Origin of the sequence: Tessaracoccus aquimaris (assembly GCF_001997345.1) — a bacterium.
Lineage (GTDB): Bacteria > Actinomycetota > Actinomycetes > Propionibacteriales > Propionibacteriaceae > Arachnia > Arachnia aquimaris.
Window position 1 is genome coordinate 538,714 of the sequence record NZ_CP019606.1, and the last position, 13,392, is coordinate 552,105.

At 70.1% G+C, this 13,392-nt stretch carries 11 protein-coding genes; 4 read left to right on the top strand and 7 right to left on the bottom strand.

Features of this window, described 5'->3' with window-relative positions; all coding sequences use genetic code 11:
* Positions 1-5: 5 nt before the first annotated feature.
* The 7 genes from BW730_RS02490 to BW730_RS02520 all read right to left on the bottom strand — a co-directional run bounded on the left by BW730_RS02490 (position 6) and on the right by BW730_RS02520 (position 7,817).
* Positions 6-1,217, bottom strand: coding sequence for an AGE family epimerase/isomerase (locus BW730_RS02490; RefSeq protein WP_077684871.1), 1,212 nt, complete (start codon positions 1,215-1,217; stop codon positions 6-8).
* A gap of 19 nt (positions 1,218-1,236) precedes the next feature.
* Positions 1,237-1,446 carry a hypothetical protein gene (locus BW730_RS02495; protein ID WP_077684872.1) on the bottom strand — a complete coding sequence of 70 codons (210 nt, stop codon included), beginning with the start codon at positions 1,444-1,446 and terminating at the stop codon, positions 1,237-1,239.
* Complete coding sequence (locus BW730_RS02500) at positions 1,443-3,701, bottom strand: glycoside hydrolase family 2 protein (RefSeq protein ID WP_145952689.1); 2,259 nt, start codon at positions 3,699-3,701, stop codon at positions 1,443-1,445. Before BW730_RS02500 ends, BW730_RS02495 begins: the two co-directional genes overlap by 4 nt.
* 50 nt (positions 3,702-3,751) lie before the next feature.
* A complete protein-coding gene (locus BW730_RS02505; protein ID WP_077684874.1) occupies positions 3,752-4,588 on the bottom strand; it encodes a carbohydrate ABC transporter permease in 837 nt (278 codons plus the stop codon).
* Positions 4,585-5,586, bottom strand: a complete 1,002-nt coding sequence (locus BW730_RS02510; protein ID WP_077684875.1) for a carbohydrate ABC transporter permease — start codon at positions 5,584-5,586, stop codon at positions 4,585-4,587. Before BW730_RS02510 ends, BW730_RS02505 begins: the two co-directional genes overlap by 4 nt.
* A 5-nt stretch (positions 5,587-5,591) precedes the next feature.
* Positions 5,592-6,902, bottom strand: coding sequence for an ABC transporter substrate-binding protein (locus BW730_RS02515; RefSeq protein WP_077684876.1), 1,311 nt, complete (start codon positions 6,900-6,902; stop codon positions 5,592-5,594).
* Positions 6,903-6,992: 90 nt separating this feature from the next.
* Positions 6,993-7,817: a LacI family DNA-binding transcriptional regulator gene (locus tag BW730_RS02520; RefSeq protein WP_077684877.1), complete on the bottom strand. Its 825-nt coding sequence runs from the start codon at positions 7,815-7,817 to the stop codon at positions 6,993-6,995.
* A 67-nt stretch (positions 7,818-7,884) separates the two neighbouring features.
* Between BW730_RS02520 and BW730_RS02525 the strand changes: the two genes are divergently transcribed.
* The 4 genes from BW730_RS02525 to rpmB all read left to right on the top strand — a co-directional run bounded on the left by BW730_RS02525 (position 7,885) and on the right by rpmB (position 13,322).
* Positions 7,885-9,072, top strand: coding sequence for an ROK family transcriptional regulator (locus tag BW730_RS02525; protein WP_145952690.1), 1,188 nt, complete (start codon positions 7,885-7,887; stop codon positions 9,070-9,072).
* Positions 9,073-9,095: 23 nt separating this feature from the next.
* Entirely contained in the window at positions 9,096-9,794 is a 699-nt protein-coding gene (locus tag BW730_RS02530) for a TIGR03936 family radical SAM-associated protein (protein ID WP_077684879.1), read from the top strand.
* A gap of 731 nt (positions 9,795-10,525) precedes the next feature.
* On the top strand, positions 10,526-13,021 hold the full coding sequence (locus tag BW730_RS02535) for an Rne/Rng family ribonuclease (RefSeq protein WP_471248202.1): 2,496 nt from the start codon (positions 10,526-10,528) through the stop codon (positions 13,019-13,021).
* Positions 13,022-13,136: 115 nt separating this feature from the next.
* A complete protein-coding gene (gene rpmB / locus BW730_RS02540) occupies positions 13,137-13,322 on the top strand; it encodes a 50S ribosomal protein L28 (RefSeq protein ID WP_077684880.1) in 186 nt (61 codons plus the stop codon).
* Positions 13,323-13,392 lie beyond the last annotated feature (70 nt).

Consider the following 13,392-nt stretch of genomic DNA (forward strand, 5'->3'; position numbering starts at 1 on the left):
TTGCCTCAGGCGATCAGCAGCCCCCGGTCGACGGCCGTCGCCATCGACGGTGCGAGCGGCAGCCGGGGGATCAGCGTCGCCTGCACCGCGTGGTAGAGGTCGGGCTTGCCCGGCCACACCGTGTCGGTGGGGCGGTTGGTCGGGTCCAACTGGTGGAACCAGGACCCGAGGCGCAGGTCGCGGAAGCAGGCGTCGACGTGGTCCCACCAGCGCGCATAGTCATCGGCGTAGCGCTCGGAGCCGGTCCGCTGCAGCAGAGCGGCGGCGGCGCCGATGGCCTCTGCCGCCACCCAGTGCATCCGGTCGCGGGTGACGGGGGCGCCGTCCCAGCCGGTGGTGTAGACGAAGCCGTCTGCGCCGTCCGCGGCCCAGCCGTCGGCAACGGCACGGTCGTACAGCGCCTCGGCGGCCTCCGCCCAGCCGGCCGCGGAGTCGCCGAGCGCGGCCTCCAGGTGCAGGAACAGGCGCGACCATTCGAGGCCGTGGCCGACGGTGGCGCCGTACGGGCGGAACGGGTCGTCCGGCCGGTCGACGTTGTATTCGAGTTGGGCGACCCAGGCGTCGTCGTAGTGCTCGGGCAGCCGCCAACCGTTCGCCTCCGCCTGCGAGCGGGCGAACCGGGCGATCCGTTCCGCGCGGCGGAGCCACAGGTCGTCGCCGGTGACGTCGGCCGCGGCCAGGAAGGCCTCGACGGTGTGCATGTTGGCGTTGATGCCCCGGTACGGGTCGGTGGTGGAGAAGTCGGCGGAGACCGCGTCTGCGACCATGCCGTCCTCCTCGTTCCAGAACCTCTCGATGACGCGAAGCGCCTCGTCCAGCAGGTCGCGGGCGCCGTCGAGCCCGGCGAGCGTCGCGGAACTGGAGGCGAGCACCACGAACGCGTGGTCGTAGGCCTCCTTGGCGCCCTGCCTGCGCGAGTCGTGGAACCAGCCGCCGTTGTCCCGGTCGCGCAGCGGCCCGCCGATCAGGCCGTCGAGCGCGCCCTGCGCGATGGCCCGCGCGCCGGGCCGGCCCATCAGAACGCCGAGCGAGTACACGTGCACGGTGCGGCAGGTGATCCACGCCTCGATGGCGTGGCCGGGCTCGGGGTCCCCGGAGGCGTCCAGCCAGGCGGCGCCCTGACCGGGCAGCACGGCCCGCGATCCGAAGCTCATCAGGCGCTCGGTCTCGGACTGGAGCCAGGAGCGGTGTTGGGCGATGGTGGGCCAGGGCAGCATCGGGTGGTCCTTCTCGGGATCAGGCCCGCGCGAGCGCGGACAGGTCGTTGGCGGTGCGCAGCACCGGTGCAACTCTAAACGCCTCACCGACGCCGCGTTCAGCGGTGTGCACGTTGATTGACCACGAGGCCCCCGCGGGAAGCGTGATCAGCGCGTCGTCGGCGACCGCGTCGGCCGCGACCCGGTCGGCGAGCACCGTCAGGTCCTTCACCAGCGAGCGCGCCGTCACGTCGATCCGGTAGCCCTCGGCGGTCTCCGCGACCCGGACGTCCGCCGCGTCGGGGAGAGGTGGGCGTCCTTGACCTCGGCGAACAGTTCGACCACGCGCTCGGCGCCCAGTTCGACGACGAGCGCCTCGCCCTGCGCGTCCCCAGGGGCGACCAGCGCCGCGGTCAGCGGGAGCCTCAGCACCGAGCGCGCTGGCACCGCGACCTGCGACGAGTCGGCCGCGAGGAGCCCGCCGTCGAAGGTCTCGCGCCTGGCCTGCAGCACGTCCTCCCAAGCGTGGTCGGTGTCGTTGACGGCGGTGACGCTCCAGCCGTCGTCGCCGGTGGCCACCACGAGCCTGCGTGGCGCGTAGGCCTGCCGCAGGGCGTACCACAGCGGCTTCCTGCGCTCCTCGTAGTCGATGGCCGCCCAGGACGTGACGGGCCAGCAGTCGTTGAGTTGCCACACGATGGAGCCCGCGGTGCGCGGCCAGTGGCTGCGGTAGTGGTCGACGGCGTAGGCGACGGCGTGCGCCTGCTGGAGTTGGGTCGCCCAGTGCCAGTCCGCGAAGTCGGCAGGCACACCGAGGTGCGGCGCCATCCCCTCGTCGAGTTTGCGGTTGCCGTCCTCGGCCTTCTGGTGCTCGAGGAACACGGCCGTCTCCTTCGCGCCTGGCACGCTCGTGATGGGCTGGCCGTCGACGTGCAGCCAGTCCTGCAGCGTGCGCCAGGCGGGGGGCGCCTGGTAGCCGAACTCGGAGGCGAAGCGGGGGATGTCGTCGCGGTAGTGGGTGTAGTCGATCCGGTTCCACACCTCCCACTGGTGGTGGGTGCCGTGGTCGGGGTCGTTGGGGTGCACGCCCGTCGCGGAGGCGCCGGGGGAGTAGGGGGAGTTGACGCTGTACGCCACGCCCGGGGCGAGTTCTGCGGTGACCGCCGGGAACATCTCGGCCGCGTACCAGCCGCCCCAACTGCGGCCCTCCAGCAGGTCCTTCCAGCCCCAGTCCTCGTAGCCCCACACGTTCTCGTTGCCGCCGTTGAGGACGGCCAGGCTCGGATGCGCCACGAGCCGGGCGACGTTCTCGCGGGCCTCGGCCTCCATCTCGGAGCGGAGCGGGCCGGCCTCGTCGTAGGCCGCGCAGGCGAGCAGGAAGTCCTGCCACACGAGCAGGCCAAGCTCGTCGCACGCCTCGTAGAACGCCTCGGCCTCGTAGATGCCGCCGCCCCAGACCCGCACCAGGTTGATGTGCGCGTCGCGCGCCTGCACCAGTCGCCTGCGGTACCTGTCGGCGTCGATCCTGGAGACGAAGTGGTCGTCCGGGATCCAGTTGACGCCCTTGGCGAAGACGGGGACGCCGTTGACGGTGAGCGTGAACCGGGTGCCGAACTCGTCGGGGGAGCGGTCGACCTCGACGGTGCGGAAGCCGACCCTGCGCTCCCAGGCATCGAGCGTGGAGTCGTCGTCGGAGAGCGTGACGCGCAGCGCCTCAAGCGGTTGCTCGCCGTAGCCGACCGGCCACCAGAGCGCCGGGTCGTCGACCTGGACCGTCAGGCTCGCCCGACGCTGCCCGTTGGCGACCCGCACCTCGGCGCGCCGCCCGGCGATCTCGGCCGCCAGCGTCACCTCGCCCGTGGAGGCCCAATCGAGGGACGTGGTGATCTCGACGATCCCGACGCCGTCCTCGACGCGGACCCGCGGGACGACCTCGGCAAGCCTGGCGTGGCGCCACCGCTCGACCGTGGCCGGCCGCCAGATGCCGGAGGTGCGCAGGTCGGGTCCCCAGTCCCAGCCGAAGCTTGCGGCCATCTTGCGCACCGCGTTGAACGGGGTCGGGTAGGCGCTCGGCCGGTGCCGCTGACGCTCGGCCTCCGCGTCGGCGGTCCGGGTGGGGGAGGCGAAGTCGACCCGCAGTTCGCGGGCGGGAAGCAGGTCCGTCACGTCGACGCGCAGCGCGCGGTGCATGTTGGCGCTGCTGCCGACGACGCGGCCATCGACCGAGATCTCCGCGAAGGTGTCGAGCCCGTCGAAGACGATTTCGACCCGCTCGCCGTCGGTGGGCGCCTCGATGTCGGCGAGGTCGCGGACGTAGCGCCAGTCGAGGTTGAAGAGCCAGGCCTGCCCGCTCGCGTTGGTGTCGAGGTACGGGTCGGCGATCGCACCTGCCCGCACCAGGTCGGTGTGCACGCAGCCGGGCACCTGGGCGTCGAGGCGCTCCGGCAGGAGGGCGGAGCCCTCGCCGAGCGGGTGGAGCAGCCATCCTGAGTCGAGTCGGGTCACGCTCCGATCCTCGCGTCGGTCGGCGGTGTCGGTGGTCGAAATCGTCGAGGTCACTTGGTCGCTCCTGCGGCGAAGCCGCTGTAGATGTATCGCTGGAGGAAGAGGAAGGCGAGCAGGGTGGGGATCAGCACGATCAGGATGCCCGCGCAGATCACCTCCCACTGGGCGCCGTACGGGCCCATGAAGCGGAACAGCGAGGTCGAGATCACCCCGAGGTCGCGCGAGGGCATGTACAGGAAGGGCGTGTAGAACTCGTTGTAGATGCCGATCCCCTTGATGATCACCACGGTGGCGATCGCTGGCTTGAGCATCGGCAGGATGATCTGGAAGAAGATCCTGAAGTGTCCCGCGCCCTCCAGCGCCGCCGCCTCGTCCAGTTCCCTCGGGATGTTGCGGATGAACTGGAGGAAGATGTAGATGCTGACGATGTCGGTGCCCATGAACAGCAGGATCGCCGCCCACCTGGTGTTGAAGATGCCGAGCGAGTTGACGATCTGGAAGGTCGCCACCTGGGTCGTCACGGCGGGCACCAGCGTTGCGAGCAGGAACAGGCCGAGCACGACGGCCCTGCCCCGGAACTCGAAGCGGTCGATGGCGTAGGCCGCGAACGCGCCGATCAGGACAGTGCCCGTCACGGAGATGACCAGGATGATCGAGGTGTTCGCGAAGGCCTGGAGCATGCCGCCGCGGGTGAAGGCGGTGACGAAGTTGGAGAAGTCCAGCCAGTTCTCCGGAAGGTCGAACGGGCCGGACTTCAGGAACTCGCGCTTGCCCTTGAAGGCGCCGATCACGATCAGCGCGATCGGCAGCATCATGGCCACCGCCGCGACGGTGAGGGAGAGGTACTTCAGCGCGGCAAGCGTCGCGCGCAGGGTGCGTCGGGTCATGCTCCGGCCTCCTTTGTCTTTCTGCGGGCGGCCCGCCTCGCCGCCTTGGCGTCCGGGTCGTCCGGGAGCAGGGTGCGCTGCACCCAGGTGATGACGAGCACGATCAGCAGCAGCACCACCGCCATGGCGGAGGCGAGGCCGACGTGGTTGAGTTGGAACGCCGTGTGGACGGTGCGGATCACGAAGGTCTCGGAGCCATTGGCGCCGCCCGTCATGATGAACGGGATCTCGAAGACCGACAGCGCGCCGGAGACGGCCAGGATCGCGGACAGCCCGACGATGGGCCGGATCGACGGCAGGATCAGGTGGCGGAACTGCTGCCACCGGTTGGCGCCGTCGAGCGCGGCCGCCTCGTACTGTTCGGCGCCGATCGACTGGATCGCGCCGAGGAAGAGCACGAAGTTGAGCCCCATGTAGCGCCACACGGACACGGAGGCCAGCGTGTAGTTGACGACGGCCGGGTTGCCCGTCCACTGCAGGATCAGGTCGTCGAGGCCCATCGAGATCAGCAGCGAGTCGAGGCCGCCGTCTGGGCGCAGGAAGTTGTTGAAGATCAGGCCGATGGCGACCCCGTTGATCAGGTAGGGGAAGAACAGCAGTCCCTTCCACATGTTGCGGAAGACGGTGCTGAAGCTGAGCAGCGTTGCGAAGTACAGCGCCAGCCCCATCTGGGCGAAGGCCCCCACGAAGTAGAACAGCGAGACGTAGAAGACCCGCAGGTTCGCGGGCTGCGTGAACGCGTTGACGTAGTTCTTCAGCCCGACGAAGTTCTTGACGGGGTCGAGGCCATCCCAGTCGGTCAGCGAGTACCAGAACATGTTGGCGACGGGGAGGTAGGTCAGCAGGCCGAGCAGCGTCAGCGGCAGTAGCAGGAACAGCCAGGGGGTCGCCTTCGACCTGATGGTGCGGTGTGGCCGGCGGGCCGGGGTGGGCTCTTCGGTGAGCCCTTCCCCGGCCGCGGTCGACGCCTTCGAGGGCGCCTGGGTGAGGGTGCTCATCGCGATCAGCCGACCTCGGCGCGCGCCTTCGTCCAGGACGCGTTGAGGGAGTCGAACAGTTCCTGCTTTGTCGCGGTCTTGTTGCGCGCCGCGTCGACGACCCCTTGGCGGAGCTTTGGCGTGTCAAGGCCGACCTCTGCGGTCTTGTCGATGTCGGTGAGCAGCGCCTCCTCGCCCTCAGCGGGCGGGTTGAGGGTGATCAGTTCGACGCCGGTCGCCTCGAAGTCCTTCAGGGTGGCGGGCAGTTCGCCGTCGACCTGCGGGGTGAGGCCGTCCTGCGAGATCGCGTAGCCGGACTCGTCGATGAACCAGTCGAGGAAGGCGCGCGCCGCCGCCTTGTGCTTCGAGTTCTTGTTGACGGCCAGGTTGTAGTCGCCAGCGGCGACCGCGTGCAGCGTGCCGTCGACGGCGGCGGGGAAGGGGATGTAGCTGATGTCGTCGGGGTTGGCGCCCATGTCCTCTGCGGCCTGGCGCATCTGGGGGATGGCCCAGGAGCCGAGGAACATCGCCCCGACCTGGCCCTCGGCGATCATCGTCTTGGACAGTTCCCAGTTGGTGCTCGTCGGGTCGGCCTCGGTGAGCCCCTCGGCGACCAGGTCGTAGAGCAGGCCGTCGATGACGGCGTGGTCCTCGCCCGCTGCCCATGGGGCGTCCTCGTGGGCCATGGTGTTGACGACGTCGACGTCGTCGGTGATGGCGCCGCGGTAGTACTCCCAGGCTGTGAGCGGCCAGCCGTCCTTGTAGTTGGTGTAGACGGGCGTGACCTCGGGGTTGTTCGCCTTGATCTTCTTCATGGCCGCGATGAACTCGTCGGGGCTGGTGGGGGTGCCGGTGACTCCCGCCTCCGTCCAGACGCGCTTGTTGATCAGGACCCCGTTGGCGTTGCCGATCACGGGGATGCCGTAGGAGGTGCCCTCGAAGGACTTGTCCTTGAGCCAGCGGTAGGTGGTCGACATCTCTTCCGTGTTGCCGAGCGGCTCGAAGAAGTTGGGCAGTTGGTCGCGGGTGACCGAGTTGGGGATGGCGAGCACGTCGCCGTAGTCCTCGGTGTTCATGCGGGTGCGGACCTCACCCTCGTAGTCGGTGATGCCCTCGAAGCTCACCTTCACGTCGGGGTACTTCTCCTCGAACTTCTTCGCGAAGCCGTCGAGTGTCCCGTCCTCCAGGAGGTCGGTGCGCCAGGTGAGCACGGTGATGTCGCCTGCGACGGCGTTGGGGTCCTCGTTCGCGGGCGAGGTGGAGCCGCAGGCGCTCGTGGTGAGCAGCATGCCTGCGGCGGCGAGGCCGACGATGCGGCGGAGTGGGGTGGTGAACATCCTTGTCCTTTCGGGTGACCTGGAACTAACTTAGATAAGTTCCCGAAGTAAGTCAAGAACGTGGTGATGTCCCGGTCGGGCGGCGCCGCCTCAGGTGCTTTCTGCGAGCCTGACGGTGGGGGCGGGGACCGTGTACACGCGCGGCTCGGCCCCTGCAAGCGCGTCGAGCGTCGCGGCACCGAGCGTGCTGCCCAGTTCGAACACGTCGATCGCGACGACGCTCAGCGGCGGGGTCGAGAGCCGGGCGTTCGCCGTGTCGTCCCAGGCGATGACCGCAAGGTCGGCAGGGACCCGGCGCCCGAGTTCCGCGGCCACGGCGATGCCGCCGACCGCCATCAGGTCGTTGTCGAAGAGGATCGCCGTCGGCGGCACCGGCCGCTCGAGGAGTGCCCGCACCGCGTCGCCCCCCGAACGCTCCGAGAAGTCGCCGTAGCCGAGCACGACGGTAAGGCCCAGTTCGTCTGCGACCCGGTGAAAGGCCTCGTCGCGGGCCTGCGTGTGCAGCAGGTTCCTGGGGCCGCCGACCCGGGCGAGATGCCGGTGGCCGAGGTCCGCGAAGGTGCGGGCCGCCGCCCGCGCGCCCTCCGCGTTGTCCACAAAGACATGGCTGAGCGGCAGGGAGGGGGAGTCGCCGCCGAGCAGCACCACCGGGATCGGCAGTTCCGCCGCGAGGCCGACGCGTGGGTCACCCTCGTGATGGTCGGTCATGATGATCGCGTCGACCGAGCGCTCGTCGGCCCAGCGGCGCCACAACCTCTGCTCCTCGGCCGGGTCGCTGACCAGTTGGATCAGCAGGCTCGTGTCGTGGCCGGCGAAGGCGGCCTCGATGCCCTGGGCGAGATCGGACATGAACGGCTGCATGCCCTGGATGGGGGCCGGGCGCACCAGCACCATGCCAACGACCTTCTCGGTCATGTCTCAACCTCCTCGTTTCCTGACTGGCACCGACTATATTCACTGAACGAACAATGAGGAGGATGGCGTGGCAGACGCAGGCGCTTTCGCGCGGCTACCGATGTCCAGCAGGGCCGTCGCGGTCGAACACATCCGCAACCACGGCACCCTGAGCAGGGTGGAGTTGACCCGGCTGATGGGCCTGTCCGCCCCGGCCGTGAGCGCCATCGTCCGCAAGTTGATCGACGACTCGCTCGTGGCGGAGACGGGGCGCGGAGAGTCCTCGGGCGGCAAGCCCCGCACGCTGCTGCGGCTCAACCCCGTCGCCCGCTACGTCGTCGGCCTCCACCTCAGCTTCCACTCCATCACCTACGTGCTGATCGACTTCGAGGGCGACGTGATCGCGCGCTGGCGGCGCCCCAACCCTCTCCAGGGCTCCGACCCGAAGGCCGTGGTGGCCCGCATCGTCGACCAGGTCGGCGACATGCTGGAGGCCGTCGACGTGCCGTGGGCGAACGTGATCGGCCTCGGAGTCGCCGCGCCCGGGCCGCTGGCGCGGGACCGCGGGCTGCTCTCTGCACCCCCGGACATGGCCGGTTGGGCTGGCTTCGAACTGCGCCAGGCGCTCGAGAGCAGGCTTCGACTTCCCGTGCTTCTCGACAATGACGGCACCGCGGCGGCCGCGGGGACCCGGCTGTCCACAGAACACTCCGAGAACTCCGTCGCCGTGCTGTTCATGAGCGACGGCATCGGCTCCGGTCTGCGGACGGGGGCCGACGTGTTCGCGGGGTCGCACGGCAACGCCGGAGAGGTCGGGCACCTGTGCGTCGACGTCGACGGCCCGCGCTGCTGGTGCGGCGCCAAGGGGTGCCTGGAGGCGGTCGCGGGGCCCTCCGCGATGATCCGCGACGCGAGGAGTCTCGGCCTACTGCCCGAGACTGCGGACCCGTCGAACCTCGCCTCCTTCTCGCTGCTCGCCCGGCTCGCGCTGCGCGGTGAGCGGAGCGCGCTCGAGATCATCGAGCGGTCGGCCCGCTACATGGCGCTCGGCGTGCAGGCCGTCGCGGCCATGTTCGACCCGCAGTTGCTCGTCCTCACGGGGCCGAGTTTTGCCGTCGCCGGGACGCTGTACCTGCCCGCGGCGCGCAGCCAGATCGAGTCGTCGGCCTTCGGCCGCGCGACGGGGTTGCGCGTCGTGATGGACGAGCGGGGCTTCGACTCGGCGGCCATCGGCGCGGCCGACATCATGCTCCGCTCGGAGACGGCCGCCTCCTGAGACCTGCCGATAGACTGCGCGCCGTGGGAAACCGACAGCCACCAGTCCAGCAGGCGCCCCCTGCCCAGAAGCTCCGCCTGAAGTACGCCAAGCGCGGGCCGGGCCGGTTCACGTCGCACCGTGACTTCGGGCGCGCGTTGGAGCGGGCGCTGCGCCGAGCCGAGATCCCGATGGCCTACTCGTCCGGCTTCTCGCCCCACCCACGCATCTCCTATGCCAACGCGGCGCCGACGTCGGCGGCCTCGGAGGCCGAGTACGTCGAACTGGGGCTGAAGGAGGTCTGCGCGCCCGCGAAGGTCGTCGAGGCCCTCAACGAGGTGCTGCCGCACGGCTTCGTGGTGCTCGACGCCGCCGACGCCGTCAGCGCCTCCCTCGGGGACCTGCTGCAGGCCTCCGACTGGGTGCTGCGGGTCACCGGCGCGGGCGAGGGGGTCCTCGCAGGCTCCGTGGACGACCTGATGGGCCGCGAGGAGTTCCTGGTCGAGCGGATGACGAAGAACGGGATGCGCACCTTCGACGTGCGCTCCGCCGTCATCTCGCTCGAGGTGAGTGACGACGAGACGCTCGCGCTTCGCTCGTTGCATCAGACTCCGCTGGTGCGCCCGGACGATGTGCTCACCGCGCTGCGGATGATCGACGAGCGGGTGCCCGCCAGGGCGTTGCTGACCCGGCTTGCGCAGGGGCCGCTGCGGGAAGGTGAGATCGCCGACCCGCTCAGATGAGCCTCGTGGAAATGCTCGCGTTTTTGGATACCTGTGCGAGAATAACGGTTAGGTCACGGCGCCGCCGGTGCCAACCGGGTGCAGCGAGTTGCACCGCGGCAATTCTGCCGCGACTCCTCGTAGCCCCGGCCGGCCTTCTGTCTTAGCGCACAGTTCGCTGTGCCTGTCCGCGCTACGCGCGTTAAGGAGCCGCATGCTCGACATCGAGAATTCAAGCGAGTCCAACGAACCGACCGGGGCCACGGAGGCCACCAAGCCCGCGACGCGACGCCGCAGGGCCGCCTCCCGCCCCGCAGGTAACCCAGAGGCGACCCAGGCCGTCGAGGCGCCCGCCGCCGAGGCCGCCCCGGCCGAATCGGCCGAATCGGCCCCCGACGCGGACGTGACGCCGAAGCGTCGCCGCGCCACCACCAAGCCGGCAGCAGAGAAGGCGCCCACCCGCCGCCGCAAGGTCGCAGTGCCGAGCGAGGAGGCCCCGGCCGCCGAGGCTCCCGCCGTCGAGGCTCCCGCAGTCGAGGCCCCCGCAGAGCAGCCGGCCGACGAGCCCGCCAAGCCGGTGCGTCGTCGCGCCACGCGCAAGACCGCGCCGCCCGCAGAGGTCGAGGAAACCCCCGCCGCGCCGGCCGTCGAGGAGGCGTCCGCAGCAGAGGCCGCCCCCAAGACCACCCGACGCCGCGCGACCAAGCCGAAGGCCGAGCCCGCCGCCGAGGCCGCCGTTGTCGAGGCCGCCGTTGCCGAGGCCGCCCCGGTCGCCCAGCCTGCGCCGGTCGAGGCCGCCCCGCCGAGAAGGGCGAGACGCAGGACGAGGCCCCCAAGGCCCCGCCCGACGCCGTCGCGCCACCCGTGCGGCGGCCGCTCCCGTCCACGTCGAGGCACCCGCCCCCGTCGCGCAGGTCATCGAGCCAAGCGTCATCGAGCCGAACGCCATCGAGGCCGCCCCCGCCGTCGCGGAGATCGCCCCCGCCGACGAGCCAGCGGCCGAGGAGCGCCCCGCCCCGACCCGTCGCCGTCGCGCCACCCGCGCCGCGGCCGCCCCGGCGCCCGTCGAGGCCCTGGCCGTCGTCGAGGCCCCCGCGCCCGTCGAGACACCCGCCGAAGAACCGGAGGCCGTCGAGGTCGCCAAGGACGAGGTCGTCGAGGAGACCCCCGAGCCCACTCAGCCGCGCGCCCGCGGACGCCGCAGGGCCAGCCGCCCCGCGGCCGCGCCCACCGAGGCTCCGGCCGACGGGGACGACGATCCGATCGGCGCCGCGCTGCGTGCTGCCGAGGACCTCGCCGAGGCCCGCAAGTCGGTGCTCGCCGACCCCTTCATGACCAAGGAGGCCCGCGACGCTCAACTCGCGGCGCTCGCAGGAGCCATCGCCGCAGACGACGCGGCCGATGACGACGAGGACGACGACGAGGAGACCGCCCACTCCGAGGAGGACGGCGAGTCCCACGAGGACGACGACGCCTCCGACGACGAGTCGGACGACTCCGGTGATGACGACTCCAGCGACGAGGACGGCGACCGTCCCGCGCGTCGCCGCCGTCGCCGCGGTGGGCGCCGCCGCCGTCGCGGTGGCCCCCGCGACGAGGACGACAACGACGACCAGGGCGACTCCACCGGCGAGGACGACTCCAACGACGAGGGCGAGGAATCGGCCTCCGAGGACGACTCCGACGACCAGGACCACACGGAGTCTGATGGTGACTCCTCATCGACTACCCGTCGCCGTCGTCGCCGCCGCCGTCGCGGCGACACCGACAAGGAGGGTTCCTCCGACAACGACGAGGTGACCGGCATCGAGGGCTCCACCCGCATGGAGGCCAAGCGCCAGCGTCGCAAGGAGTCCCGCGCCGCGGGCCGCCGCCGCGCCCCGATCCTCAGCGAGGCCGAGTTCCTGGCCCGCCGCGAGAGCGTCGACCGCACCATGGTGATCCGCCAGTCCGAGGACTACACGCAGTTGGCGGTCATCGAGGACGACATCCTCGTCGAGCACTACGTCGACAAGGCCTCGGCGACCTCGCTGATCGGCAACATCTATGTCGGCAAGGTGCAGAACGTGCTTCCGAGCATGGAGGCCGCCTTCGTCGACATCGGCCGTGGCCGCAACGCCGTGCTGTACGCGGGCGAGGTCGACTGGGCATCGTTCGGCGTGACCGGCGAGAACCGCAAGGTCGAAAACGTGCTCAAGTCGGGCCAGAGCGTGCTCGTCCAGGTCACAAAGGACCCGGTCGGCGCCAAGGGTGCCCGCCTCACCTCGCACATCTCGCTGCCCGGTCGCTACATCGTGTACTCGCCCGGCGGCCACCTGAGCGGCATCTCCCGCAAGCTCCCCGACAGCGAACGCCAGCGCCTGCGAAACGTGCTCGGCCACCTGATCTCCGACGAGGAGTCCGTGATCGTGCGGACCGCCGCGGAGGGGGTCAGCGAGGACGAACTGGTCCGCGACGTGAACCGCCTGAAGGCGCAGTGGGAGGTCATCGAGAAGAAGTCGAAGCAGGGTGGCGCGCCGCAGGCGCTCTACGCCGAGCCCGACCTCACGCTTCGCATCGTGCGCGACCTGTTCACGGAAGACTTTGGTCACCTGATCGTGCAGGGCAACGGCGACCAGGACGACGCGTTCGACGCGATCTCCGCCTACGTCGGTCACGTCGCCCCGCACCTGCTGGACCGCGTCGAGCGCTTCGACGGCGGCGACGAGGGCAAGGACGTGTTCTCCAAGTTCCGCGTCGACGAGCAGATCGCCAAGGCGCTGGACCGCAAGGTCTACCTGCCCTCCGGCGGCTCGCTCGTGATCGACCGCACCGAGGCCATGACCGTCATCGACGTCAACACCGGCCGGTTCACCGGCTCGGCAGGAAACCTCGAGGCGACCGTCACCAGCAACAACCTGGAGGCGGCAGAGGAGATCGTTCGTCAGCTTCGCCTGCGCGACCTCGGCGGCATCATCGTGATCGACTTCATCGACATGGTGCTTCCCTCGAACCGCGACCTGCTGCTGCGCCGCCTCGTCGAGTGCCTGGGCCGCGACCGGACCCGTCACCAGGTCGCAGAGGTCACCAGCCTCGGCCTGGTGCAGTTGACCCGTAAGCGGATCGGCACCGGCCTGCAGGAGGCCTTCACCGAGCAGTGCGAGCACTGCCACGGGGCCGGCTATCAGCGCTTCGGTGAGCCGGTCGACTCGCAGGCCCCCGCCGACGGTGGGGATCGCAGGTCGAACGGGCGGCGCAGGCGGAAGTGACCGGTTTGGTCAATCCGAGACCTGCGGGTTAATATTGTGCGGTTGCCTTCTTCCGAGGGCGCCCCTCGAACCAAACCTGGGCTTCAGCCTGGGCACGAACTACAAGGAGATTCCAGTGGCTGCCAAGTGTGACGTTTGCGCCAAGGGACCTGGGTTCGGTCACAACGTGCCGTGGTCGAAGAAGAAGACCAACCGTCGCTGGAACCCGAACATTCAGCGCGTCCGCGCCACCGTCAACGGTGTCCCGCAGCGCGTCAACGTGTGCACCTCCTGCCTCAAGGCTGGCAAGGTCGCTCGCTGAACCCGAGCAAGTCTGTAACAGATCGGCGGTCCGCTTCTGCGGGCCGCCGATCTTTTCTTTGCGTCGGTGG